Origin of the sequence: Anaerococcus porci (assembly GCF_009696575.1) — a bacterium.
Lineage (GTDB): Bacteria > Bacillota > Clostridia > Tissierellales > Peptoniphilaceae > Anaerococcus > Anaerococcus porci.
Genome location: NZ_VULQ01000016.1, coordinates 22,684 through 33,275 on the forward strand (window position 1 = coordinate 22,684; position 10,592 = coordinate 33,275).

Here is a 10,592-nt window from a genome sequence, read left to right on the forward strand (position 1 = left end):
CAAGATCACCTACATTCATTATATTCTCTTACTAATCCACTAAATATATTTTCTTTAGTAAATAGCTTAATCATGTTTTCTATAAATTCTTTTTTATCTTTTTCTTTTAGTGAATAATTTATTTTTAACAATTCTTCTGCCTTAGCTAGACCATAATATATGTAATTAATAATAAATTCGTATACCGGCTTATTAATACTAACTAGTTTTCTATTTAAGAAAATTATTGCTCCGCTATCAGTAGTATCTATTCGATATTGCATATCATCTATTTCAAAAATTTTCATTTCACTATTCCCTCCATAAAATATGGACATGAAAAGTCTCTAGAAGTTAAAGAATATTCATCTTTATAAAAAGATCTTATCCTGCAACCACCACCACATAATGTTACATATTTACATTTTTCACATACCTCGCTTATATCTTTCATTTTTATATTTCTCAATTTATTTAAAACTTTTGAATTTTTCCAAATTGATTTAAAATCATCTTTAATAATATTACCACACAAAAGTTTCTTATTTTCTCCAGAAATAACACATGGATATACATCTCCATTCGATATAATATTACAAGATGTAATACCTGCATGACAGCCTGTATTATATGAATTGCTATATGGATAAAACATAAGAGGAGAAGAATATCCCCATATTTCGCTAACATCTGATAAGCTGTAACCTAAATTTAGCATTGGAAGATATATCTCCCATGGACAAGAGACAGATAATTTATAGTTTCTTATTTTACCTTCTAACTTTAACGCTGTTATTTTTTCAATGAAATTTTTCCATTGTTCATATGGAATTTCATTGTCGTCTGTATGATCTTTATGTAACAAAGAAACATATTTTATTATAAGCACATCTTCTATTCCGTTATTTTTCAAAATATTAACATTTTTTTCAAAAAAATCAATATTCTTTTTCGTTAATACTTGTGCTATCGAAAATGGTATTTCATTATTTTTTAGTATTTTTATGTTTTTAATCACTTTATCAGTGCTCTCTCTATATATATCATTTACGCTATTAATAAAACTATCAATACTTATTACTAGATGAAATGACGTATTCATTGCTATGCGGAATAATCTCGAATCTAATAAAGATCCATTGGTTACTAAAGTCAAATCTATAAATGGTTTCTTTAGAGTATATTCTATCAAATCGTATATTCCTTCTTTTAACAGTGGTTCACCACCTGCAAAATTAAATGAATATGTCCCCATATTATATAATTCATCTATAATCTGTTTAAATTGGTTTATTGTTAATTCATCTTTTATATTTTTTCTATTAGCAGCTGAACAATATTGACAGTTGAAATTACAATTTTCAGTAATATCAATATCTACCTGAATTGGAAATTCAAACATAAATTATCCTTTCATAATAATATGAGCAAGATATGAATAAGTTTTAATATTTATATATAACATATCTTGCTCAAAATGTTATTTAATTAACTAATTCTTTTAAAATGGACTTGTTCTGTTCCATTGAAGAGATGTGACCGGAATTGATTCCACTTCAGGAACAATTTTTTTACATTCCAGCTCTTTTGTGTTTTTCTTTTTATCCTCCGACTTATTAATTTTTTTACCCTCATGATTTTTTTTACTCATAATCAAATCCTCCTTAAATATATTTTTCTATTTGTATACAAAATTAGATGCTATATATTCATACATTGAACATATATTAAAGATTTCTATCATAGAATCTTATAATTATAATATGATATTCAAAAATAATTTTCAGCTAACTTTTGTGAATAATTTATTCTACACAAAACTACACACTCAATTTTCTTGATCTTTACCAAAGATTAAATCTAGTAAGTTTTAGTTTAACTTCTATCTCTCATCTTCTTTAAAATGTTCTGTCCTTTTTATCTTTTTCTTTTCTTTACTTTTTAAATCATTTATTTGTCCTAGTATAGATTTCTTTTCTTTATTTTGTCCCTTTAATTGTTCTCTTGATTTTAAAAGTTTAGTAGATAAAATACGCACATTCTGATGTTCTTTTCCGTTGTTATAAATACTTGTTTTTACTTGTCCGAAGATTTTAACAAAATCTCCTTGTTTTAGTTTCTCTAAATCTTTTGTCTTATCTTCATAGGCTGAACAATTGGTATAAATTTTATTACCATCGTCATCTTTAGAAACAATTGAGAAATTGCTTATCTTGAATTTTTCTCCATTTGCATTTTCTCTTTCAAGATTTTCTACTTTGCCAACTATATTACCCACAAGATTTATAAGGTCGTCTTTCTCTTCAATATCACTGATATTTTCAAAAATCTTACCTTGTTCTTTCATATCATCTATCATATAGTCAAAGTCATCACTTAGTAGACCTGTTGTGTCATTGTTCATATATAAAATATAGACTTCTTCAAGTGCCTTTTCATCATTAACACCTTTTTCTATGCTCACAAGTGCTTTTATAAAATCCTTGTAATTATCATTCATCATTTCTTCTAAGTTTTCTCTAATATCTTTGTATTCCATAATTTCCTCCTTTTTCATAAAGCCGTCTATCTCTCTTTTTTCGTGCTTCCTTTTTCTGCTGACTGATAAGTTTTTTCTTTTGTTTTGTATCTGCTTGATTTCTTCTTTCATTAAAATTTTTTTCTATGTTTTTTATTTTCTTTGTCCTTTCTTTTTGATTTTGAGCAATAAAAAACAGTAAACCGATTTGATTTACTGCTTCGTGGATTGTATCTTGTATCTTTTATTTGGTTATTTGAGTTTAATAAACTGGGATTCATAAATTACTATCTAACCATGTTTTTAGTTCATCAAAACTGTAATCTCCTTTTAACGCTATTCCATCTTAAATAATTGAATTCTTACATTCCTTTTTGTAACCCTCAATCATTCTCCCAAAATCACCTCCTATATCACAGGCAAAGAAATTAGGTATATTTTTAACCTTAGTTTTCTTTCCTCTATATTACTTAGGACAAATGGAGCAGTTTTGAGTAAGTATTTATTCTATTCCTTATGTATTATAAGAATTTAAAATTATCAAATAAAAAAGACTTCCAAATTAAGGGAAGTCAATTATCACTAATATATTTATAGGATGTTTTGTTTATTTAAAAATTCAGAGCTACTATTGTATATCCTTATACAGCCATTTTCTACAGACCAAATTTCATCAAATTTGTCTATAATTCTAAATAGATGATGTGATATCACTATATTTGTCAACCCATTATCTAATATATCGTTTATGATACTTTTTCTTGATTGATCATCTAAGGATGAATCAGGTTCATCATATATCATCAATTGTTTATTTGCTTTTAAACTTCTGAGATATATCAATTTTTGTTTTTCACCATCCGACAAATCATTAGCATTTTTCTTTAAAAAGTCATCTTTCAAATTAAACAATTTTATGTATGACTCATCAATTTTAAAATGTCCATATAATCCTAAATTATTTTTAACTGTATCATCAAATATCTGATTATCTTTAGATATATATATTATTTCTGATAAATGGCAACTATTTCCACTAATTATTTCCCCTTTATAGTTATCTATAATTCCAGATATTATCTTAGCCAATGTACTTTTACCTGATCCATTAGATCCTAAAAGCAAATAATTTTTACCCTTATCTATCTTTAAATTCACTTTATCTAATATGTTTTTATCTTCGCTAGAAAATGAAATATTTTGTAGTTTTATTGGAAATATATCTTTTTTTATATTCGATTTAGCATTATTTCCATTATTCAACAAAGCGTTATAAGACTCTCTAATAGGCTTAGATGAATTTATTTCATTTATTGCCGATATAATATTAGTTAAAGGAAAAGTTACATTCGCCATAAGTTGAGCTACTGCTATCAGCATTCCAATGCTTATAGTTTTTTCAAAAACTAGATACCCTCCTAATATATATATAATTAATGTTACAATTAAATTCAAGAATGATATAGCTCCATTAGCCATCCCAATCTTATTTTCTAAACGTTTTTTTGATTCCGCAGAATTATCAACTACTAATTTAAAATTAGTCAATATTTTATCCATGATATTAAAGGATTTTATTAAATAAAACAAATCTATATAGTTTTTACTAATAGACATGTACTTTTCATAGTTTTTAATCCTATATTCACTTTCTTTATTAATCCATTTTTTTAAAATAAGTGGTGCGATACATAATATTAGTCCAATTATTAATACAAGAGGTAAAAATAATACATTAAAATAAATTATTGTTATTGTAGAAATTATCAACAATATTAAGTCACTAATGATTTCTAACCTTATTTTAATATATGATTCTTCTAGTACGTCTAATTGATTTGTTAAAAAACTAAAAAATTCAGATTTATCCTCTTCATTAACCTCTATAGTATTAGTATTATAAAAATATTTTAATGCGTTAAATCTAATAGTTTTCATATATTCTGATGAAATACTATTTTTTAGCACTATAGATATTAGCAATACAAATATTAACAGTGCAACAGAAGTAGTTGTTTTAATAATATTATTTTTAAATACATCATAATTTCCTATCGTTATTGAATCTGTAATATTTTTTATTGAGATAGCAAACCCAGAATTTAATAAAGAATAAATAACCTGTAATATAATTAGAATTATTATTTTTCCTTTCCCTTTATATAATTTCATAGTTACTCATCTCTAATTCTATCAAGCACTAATTTATGACCAACATATGATAATACGAGAAAAATAACAAATGATAGTAAAAAGTTCGAATTTTTTGAAACTGTTATATATTCTGTTTGTAACGTTTGTGCTTTTGAAACTATATCATTAATTATTGTGCCATCTCGTAACATTATAAAAAGGAATACATAGAATATAAAATTCATAAAAAAGTATAGTACATTTACCTTAGTCTTATCTTTTTGATTAATGCTATAGCCCTTATTTAGAAAATAACACATTATTATACTAAATAAAACTGGGCTTATCACAATCAGCATAAAACTAATTACTTCTAACTTTTCTTTTAGCATAGATAAAATAATTATCATTGTAACATTTACAAGTAAAGATCCCATCAAGTTTTTCCTAATAATCTTTGACATTAAATACCTCCCATCATATTGTTTGCAAAATGTATTAAAATCGGCAACTCAATTTTTTGAGTCCTATAATATATTAACCCCATAATAATGGCAAAAGGAAATCTATTGGTTAGGTTTTCATATACAGGTCGATTTTGATGTGTTATAAATGCAAATATTAGGCTTGAGACTAAAACACAAATAATTTGAGAAAACTTACTTTTTTTTAACTCATTAATAAGCATACCCCTAGCCCATAATTCTTCAGATATTGATACCACTAATGTTTGCAGTGCAAAAAATATAATCGAGTAATCCCATTTTCCTAAACCATATATGACAGCAGTTATCAATATTATTAATAAAGAAAAAATACATATTGTTTTAGAACTAAAATTTCTAATTCCGATGTTCTTCAAGCTTATTTCTTCTCCTGATTTTACCAAAAATAAGTATGGTAGTATTACAAAGGATAATGGTAATATTAGAAAAGTTTGTATAACGCCATACTTATCAAACTGCAAATCTAAAGCTATAAAAACTAAGCTAATTGCAAACACTAAAATTTGTGGTAAAATACTCAAAAATATAAAACGACTTAAATCAAGTTTTTTAATTTTTTCAAGCATTTATATGTCACTCCTTGTGAATTTTCTACTTCCGATAAATGAAAAAATAATAACCAGACCCCAGTTTATAATCATAAACTTAATAAAATCTAAAAATCTCCCAGAATCTATTAGATTTTCAAGATAGTATATTGGCGAAATGATTTTAACACCAGGAAACTCTTTAAAATATAACAATATTATCCAAACTACAATAAATATCCCTATGGAAACATAAGATTTAAAATACATACTCATACTTTGAACCATGCTTATCACGAAAATATATGATGAATAAATAGCGATAATTGCTAATAACTCGTTAGCCCAATTTGTTCCTATTAGTCTACCATCAGATATATCTAATCTTGAAACAAAAATATAGTAGCAAATTATTGAAAATAGAATGAACAGAATTGTCACTATCGCCCAATAAATAATTTGTTCATATAGTTTTGCATTATAAATCTTCTTTCTATTATTTATTCTTGTTAACATAATTGAAGTACTACCGTTGTCTATCTCTCCTCTCAATATGTTAGAACTATTTATAGCTAAAATCAAATAAAACACAAACACCATATAAACGAAAACATACATACTATTTGCAAAAGCTAACCCATTCACTGCTTCATTGCTATTGTAAGTTATAACACTTGAGTTGTTATAAACACCAATAGAATAAAGTAGTGGAATTAAAAACATAAAAAGAAGAATAAAGTTTTCTTTTCTTTTTAACTGTTTAATTAATTCAAATTTTATTATTTTTAGCATCTGTTCTCACCTCTAACATTTTTTCTAACGGATTTATTATTCTTTCTATTTTTGTAATTTCAGTCAATTTAGCTATATATTCAAGTTTTTTATTTAAATTTTGGTTTGATATTTTTACAGTAAAATCATCTAGAATCTCTACATAGTTTTCATCCAAATCAATTGTACTTTTAACCTTAATCAATACTGAACTCTTAATGTCTAAATCCCCATCATATATTTTTTCTCCTCCTCTTATTACTATAAGTCTATTGCAAAGTGATTTAACTTCATCTAAATTATGGTCTGAAAAAATAACAGCTAAATTTTTGTTTTTAACCATTTTTTTTATGTATTCCTTAACCATTGATCTTCCATTAATATCAAGTCCAACAAATGGCTCATCTAAAAGCATTATAGATTTTGTATTCAAAATCGCTTGTGCAAAACCAAGTCTTTGTTTCATTCCGAAGGAAAATTCCTTTATCTTTTTTCCTTCTACATTATTAAGACCAACTACATTTAAAACATTTCTTATCTTTTCGTCTATTTCATTTTTATCTTTCTCTTCACCTAGAAATAATATTGAACTTAAATTCTCATAAGTATTCATATAGTCATAGAATCCTGGATTCACTGAAATTCCAAAATTTTTTCTATATGAAGAGTCTATTTCCATTTTATTCTCTTTATAAAAAAGTTCTCCAGAATCTGGTATAATATTTCCTGATATCATATTTAATAAAGTAGTCTTACCCGCTCCATTAACTCCAATGAGACCAACAATATCTCCACTATTTAATTCCATTGAAAAATTAAATAGACCTTTTTTATCCCCATAATTTTTAGTTAGAGAATCTATCTTTAATAAACACATTCTTCCCCCCCTAATTAAATTATATTTTCGATTAAATTTTTAAAATATCTATAATTTAATGCACAATATGCGTCTTTTTCTTGTATACTGTCATACTTAAGAAAACTTCTTCCTCTACATCCTCCACCACATAGATATTTGTATTCGCACTCTTTACAATTATTTATTTTGCTAACTTCAATTCCTAAGAACATATTGTTTGGACTTTTTAGTAATTCTTTAATATTTTTTGTCTCTAAAGCATTTCCTAATTTGAATCTGCTAGAATGCAACATATGACATGGATAAATATCTCCTTTTGAATCTATGCTTATAAGTTTCTTACCAGCTTCACAGCTTTTTCTACAATTAATGCCAAAAGTCCCTATTGGTGTGTCCGATATTTTAGTATTTACATTTAAATCCATAAGTATCTTTTCTATTTTTACTAGATCATCATCTCCTAGAATATAATCTTTGAACACCTCATCTCCAAATTCGTTTGTAAAAATACTGAAAGAATAACTTACACCTAATTCTTCTGCAAGTTCATTATATTTCCCCATTTCATTATAGTTTTTCTTATGTAAAGTTACTATCAAATTAATATTTGGTGTTAATTCTTTTATTCTCTTTATATTTGAGAGAACTAAAGACATTATCCCCTTATCCCTAATATATTGCACTTGTTCATTATATCCATCAATAGAAATATTAAATTCATCTATATAGTCTATCGCTGAAGCATACCTATCAATATCTAAAGTTCCATTTGTTATGGTACACAGTTTCTCTATTCTTAGTTCTTCTTTTATATATCTACAAATCTTACCCATGTCATCCCTTAAAAATGGTTCCCCTCCAGATATTACAATCCCTTTAACACCTGATTCCTTTAATTTTTTAAGTATATTGCAGATTTCTTCATAGGTTAACTCCGTCTTGTTATTTCTATTTTCAACATAAGAATAACATCCGATACAATGTAGATTACATCTATCATTAACATGTAAATAAGCAGAGTCCACTCGAAAATCGGTCTCATCGTAATAACCTAATTCTAATAACGCTCTTTCTAATTCTAATGCTTTATCCTTATTATATGGAGAACCTTTTTCTAAATAATCTAGCGCATCTTCTTCAAGCCCAATAACCGCACCGTTATTAAAGTTTCCAATAATATTAATTCCATTAACATTAAATATTTTTACATTTTTATTCATATTTTCTCCCACAAATAAATTAAAAAGGTTGCTACAAATAATAAATCGAATTCAATAATCACGAATTAACTATATAGTTAGAAATCACTCTATGATCTCGAAGTCTCAAATCATAAATAAAGATTGACCTTAGACCTTAATAATTAATAACTGATATTGGAAATGATTTATTATCCATATAGCAACCACTAAGTAATTTTTAGCAATTATTTTTCAATGTTATATAATTGCTGAGTTATAATGTTTACCAATTCTTTCCATAGCTTATACATACACCAAAAGGACCAACGCTAATACAACCTGGTGCTAAAGCTTTTTTGCTTCTGAATAACATTTAATTCACCTCCATTTCTTTGATATCTATATAATATCAGTTAATTATTTCTCTTATATAACAGCAACCTTACATTAGATTAAATCTGCTTTACTTTAACATAAATATTCTTTAAAAAAACAGAGCTAGCAACCTGATATGTCCCTCCTTTCATGAATCATCAGTAAGGTAAGGACATATCATAGATAGGTTACTAACTCTAATCTTTAACCGTTTGTTTATCATAATTATATATTTCTAGCTCAATTGTAAAGTATTTAGTGTAACTATTAGTGTTCTGCTGAGTTAAGTATATTCTTCCCTGATGTAACTCAACAATCTTCTTTGTAATAGCTAAACCTAAGCCTTTATTTTTATTCGCACTGTTTCTGGAACTATCATCGGTTACAAATGGATCAAATATATTTTGAGCTATTTTTTCATTTATTTTACATCCTGTGTCTCCAATTATCACTAATATTTTATTACTACAACACTTTATTTCAAAGTATGCTTTTATACCCGAAAAATTATGATCCACTAAATTCTGCATTAGATTTTTTATAGCTCTATTAAAAATATTCTTATCAATTTCTACAAATAATTGTTCCTCTGGTATTTTTATTTCTGTCTCTATATTATGTTGTTCAAAAACGGGTAGAAAATCTATAATTGACTGTCTCATATATTCACAAATATCTATAATTTCAAGATTTAACTTATACTTATAGTCTTCATACTCAATTATTTCTGACATCTGATTTAATAATGAATCAATAATAATTGCATTTTTATTTATAGCTTTTAAGTACTTATTTAAATCTCTTTCTGCTATTTTCTTATTAATCAGCGCTTCAGAAAACCCCTTAATCACTGTTATAGGAGTTTTTAGATCATGTCTTATGTCAACAAATAATTGCATTCTTCTAGCTTTATTCTCTATCCTTTCATTTTTCAGTTCTCTTAAAGATTCAACCGTTGAATTAAATGCATCTCTAATATAAGAAAATTCAGTAATTTTTATTCTATTATTCGAATCTTCAATAAAAGAATATTTCTCTTCTTTTAGTTTTGAAAATCCGTATTCTAATTCTTCTAATGGTTTATGTAATCTATCGAATAGTAATCTTGAAAACAAAAACAATACAACAAAAGTCCCTAATATAAAAATCAAAATTCTTATTACAAAAAATAAAATAAAAAGATTAAGATTTTGTTTTTGAGGGGTAAGTAAAATTTGATTCTTGATATATTTAGAAGGCACTACCACAACTCCGTATTTATTATTAGTTAGACTTTTTACAGATCCAAAATACTTTTTCCCATTGTATTCATAAATACCTTTGTTTAGGTTTATAATATCTTTAAAATTATAATTATTTGGGGCTATATCATTAGAGGTATAATCTAAACTTAAGTCTTCATTAATAATAAAAATCCATCCATTTATGCCTCTTATTTTATTTAGATTCTCTTTGTCTACCCTATTATTATCAAAAATATAGTCTGCTGAATACTGGTTTGCTACTTTTGAAAAAATATTACTTCCTATTGAATCTAAGGTAATTGATGAAATAATGTAGTATCCATATACAATCGACACTATTATTATTAAGTTCAAAAATAAAAACCTATTAAAGAGACTGTGTAAAGTTTTGTGTATAGAAACCTCCTGATTAGGGTAAAGAAAAACTAACCAGGAGGAATTTTTATGCCAAGAAAAAGACCGGAAACAAGAAGAAGTAAAATAGCAAAAATGTTAATTG

Annotated in this window: 11 protein-coding genes; all 11 read right to left on the reverse strand. The window is 25.8% G+C overall.

Features of this window, described 5'->3' with window-relative positions; genetic code table 11:
* Nucleotides 1-5: 5 nt before the first annotated feature.
* On the reverse strand, nucleotides 6-287 hold the full coding sequence (locus FYJ26_RS09710; protein ID WP_154541921.1) for a hypothetical protein: 282 nt from the start codon (nucleotides 285-287) through the stop codon (nucleotides 6-8).
* On the reverse strand, nucleotides 284-1,381 hold the full coding sequence (locus tag FYJ26_RS09715; protein WP_154541923.1) for a radical SAM/SPASM domain-containing protein: 1,098 nt from the start codon (nucleotides 1,379-1,381) through the stop codon (nucleotides 284-286). Before FYJ26_RS09715 ends, FYJ26_RS09710 begins: the two co-directional genes overlap by 4 nt.
* Nucleotides 1,382-1,480: 99 nt before the next feature.
* Nucleotides 1,481-1,630, reverse strand: coding sequence for a hypothetical protein (locus tag FYJ26_RS09720; protein WP_154541925.1), 150 nt, complete (start codon nucleotides 1,628-1,630; stop codon nucleotides 1,481-1,483).
* A 231-nt stretch (nucleotides 1,631-1,861) separates the two neighbouring features.
* On the reverse strand, nucleotides 1,862-2,518 hold the full coding sequence (locus FYJ26_RS09725; RefSeq protein WP_154541927.1) for a DNA-binding protein: 657 nt from the start codon (nucleotides 2,516-2,518) through the stop codon (nucleotides 1,862-1,864).
* Between the two features lie 570 nt (nucleotides 2,519-3,088).
* Nucleotides 3,089-4,669 carry an ATP-binding cassette domain-containing protein gene (locus FYJ26_RS09735; RefSeq protein WP_154541929.1) on the reverse strand — a complete coding sequence of 527 codons (1,581 nt, stop codon included), beginning with the start codon at nucleotides 4,667-4,669 and terminating at the stop codon, nucleotides 3,089-3,091.
* Nucleotides 4,670-4,671: 2 nt separating this feature from the next.
* Nucleotides 4,672-5,094, reverse strand: coding sequence for a hypothetical protein (locus FYJ26_RS09740; RefSeq protein ID WP_154541931.1), 423 nt, complete (start codon nucleotides 5,092-5,094; stop codon nucleotides 4,672-4,674).
* Complete coding sequence (locus FYJ26_RS09745; protein WP_154541933.1) at nucleotides 5,094-5,702, reverse strand: CPBP family intramembrane glutamic endopeptidase; 609 nt, start codon at nucleotides 5,700-5,702, stop codon at nucleotides 5,094-5,096. Before FYJ26_RS09745 ends, FYJ26_RS09740 begins: the two co-directional genes overlap by 1 nt.
* A complete protein-coding gene (locus tag FYJ26_RS09750) occupies nucleotides 5,703-6,455 on the reverse strand; it encodes a hypothetical protein (protein WP_154541935.1) in 753 nt (250 codons plus the stop codon).
* Complete coding sequence (locus FYJ26_RS09755; protein WP_154541937.1) at nucleotides 6,433-7,311, reverse strand: ABC transporter ATP-binding protein; 879 nt, start codon at nucleotides 7,309-7,311, stop codon at nucleotides 6,433-6,435. The genes FYJ26_RS09750 and FYJ26_RS09755 overlap by 23 nt, the downstream gene beginning before the upstream one ends.
* Before the next feature lie 14 nt (nucleotides 7,312-7,325).
* Nucleotides 7,326-8,513, reverse strand: coding sequence for a radical SAM/SPASM domain-containing protein (locus FYJ26_RS09760; RefSeq protein WP_154541939.1), 1,188 nt, complete (start codon nucleotides 8,511-8,513; stop codon nucleotides 7,326-7,328).
* Nucleotides 8,514-9,046: 533 nt separating this feature from the next.
* Complete coding sequence (locus tag FYJ26_RS09765; protein WP_154541941.1) at nucleotides 9,047-10,447, reverse strand: sensor histidine kinase; 1,401 nt, start codon at nucleotides 10,445-10,447, stop codon at nucleotides 9,047-9,049.
* Nucleotides 10,448-10,592: the final 145 nt, after the last annotated feature.

What these genes read in the sequence shown, in the direction of transcription:
- FYJ26_RS09710 (WP_154541921.1), bottom strand. Translation starts at nt 287, where the DNA reads ATGAAAATTTTTGAAATAGATGATATGCAATATCGAATAGATACTACT.
- FYJ26_RS09715 (WP_154541923.1), bottom strand. Translation starts at nt 1,381, where the DNA reads ATGTTTGAATTTCCAATTCAGGTAGATATTGATATTACTGAAAATTGT.
- FYJ26_RS09720 (WP_154541925.1), bottom strand. Translation starts at nt 1,630, where the DNA reads ATGAGTAAAAAAAATCATGAGGGTAAAAAAATTAATAAGTCGGAGGAT.
- FYJ26_RS09725 (WP_154541927.1), bottom strand. Translation starts at nt 2,518, where the DNA reads ATGGAATACAAAGATATTAGAGAAAACTTAGAAGAAATGATGAATGAT.
- FYJ26_RS09735 (WP_154541929.1), bottom strand. Translation starts at nt 4,669, where the DNA reads ATGAAATTATATAAAGGGAAAGGAAAAATAATAATTCTAATTATATTA.
- FYJ26_RS09740 (WP_154541931.1), bottom strand. Translation starts at nt 5,094, where the DNA reads ATGTCAAAGATTATTAGGAAAAACTTGATGGGATCTTTACTTGTAAAT.
- FYJ26_RS09745 (WP_154541933.1), bottom strand. Translation starts at nt 5,702, where the DNA reads ATGCTTGAAAAAATTAAAAAACTTGATTTAAGTCGTTTTATATTTTTG.
- FYJ26_RS09750 (WP_154541935.1), bottom strand. Translation starts at nt 6,455, where the DNA reads ATGCTAAAAATAATAAAATTTGAATTAATTAAACAGTTAAAAAGAAAA.
- FYJ26_RS09755 (WP_154541937.1), bottom strand. Translation starts at nt 7,311, where the DNA reads ATGTGTTTATTAAAGATAGATTCTCTAACTAAAAATTATGGGGATAAA.
- FYJ26_RS09760 (WP_154541939.1), bottom strand. Translation starts at nt 8,513, where the DNA reads ATGAATAAAAATGTAAAAATATTTAATGTTAATGGAATTAATATTATT.